This window comes from Arthrobacter sp. Dra40, from assembly GCF_059091905.1.
On sequence record NZ_JBNHHB010000513.1, the window covers coordinates 1 to 1,117 of the forward strand.

Here is a 1,117-nt window from a genome sequence, read left to right on the forward strand (position 1 = left end):
TTGAGCATAATGTTCGCGGTGCCGGCGTACATGATGCCGAGCAGCGCAGTGGCGGCGACCATCAGCGGCAGGCTGTTCAGGCCGAACAGCACAATGACCACTAGGGAGACGATGCTGCCGATCATGCCGATGCGCAGCACCTTGGTGTAGCCCAGTACCGGGGCGAACCGTCCGCTGATCGGGCCGAAGACCCAGCCCAGCAGCGCGTAGGGGGTCAGGATGAGCAGCGCCGTTTCGGTGGGGCCGATGCCGAACCCGGGTGCGGCGGCCTGTACATAGGCGGGGACAATCCCGTTGATGACGGCGAAGATGCCGGTCATGGTCAGGACCGTGGTCAACAGCGGCGCCCACGTGGAGCGCTGGCGCAGATGGACAATCTCGACCATGGGTTGCTTCGTGCGCTTTTCGGTGGCCCAGAAGGCGGCGAACGCGACGGCGGCCACGGCGGTCAACACCAGCGAGAGGACCAGGGTCCCCCAGGAGAACCCGCCGACCAGCTTGGCGGCCTCGTTCAGCGCGGTGAGCAGGGCACCGACTGCGACAACTATAAAGACGACGCCGGTCCAGTCCATCCGCGTCCCGGCCTGCGGTTTGCTCTCGGGAGTCAGGACGGCGACGAGAACCGCGGCGATCACGGCGAGGACCACCATGAACCAGAAGATGCTGCGGAAGCCGTAGTGCTCGGCCATGTAGCCGCCGAGGAAGGCATCGACGCCGGCCACGCCGCCGTTGACCGCGAGGATGACGCCCATCAGCGTGCCGTAGGTGCGCGGGCTGTGCACGGCGGTGCGCAGCATGATGAGGCACAGCGGCACGGTGGGGCCGCTGGCGCCCTGGATGATCCGGCCCACAAAGAGCCACGTAACGTCCGGGGCCAGCGCTGCGATCACGGAGCCGGCGGCCGTCAGCAGCATCATCCCGACGAGGATTCGCTTGCGGCCGACAATATCGCTCAGCCGGGGCAGGAACAGGGAGAACAGCGCGGCGGTGGTGAAGAACCACGTCTGGGACAGGCCGATCGAGGCCTGGTCGGTCTGCAGTTCCTCCCCCATGGTGACCAGGGCGGGGCTGAGCATGGAGGCATTGAGCTGGAAGGCCACGCAGGCCGTCAGCAGGG

General features: G+C 67.0%; 1 protein-coding gene. It reads right to left on the minus strand.

All coding sequences use genetic code 11. From position 1 onward, the window contains the following. A partial coding sequence (locus AC5RWT_RS37640; RefSeq protein WP_494084659.1) for an MFS transporter occupies nt 1–1,115 on the minus strand: 1,115 nt, incomplete at its 3' end. Between the last annotated feature and the right edge of the window lie 2 nt (nt 1,116–1,117).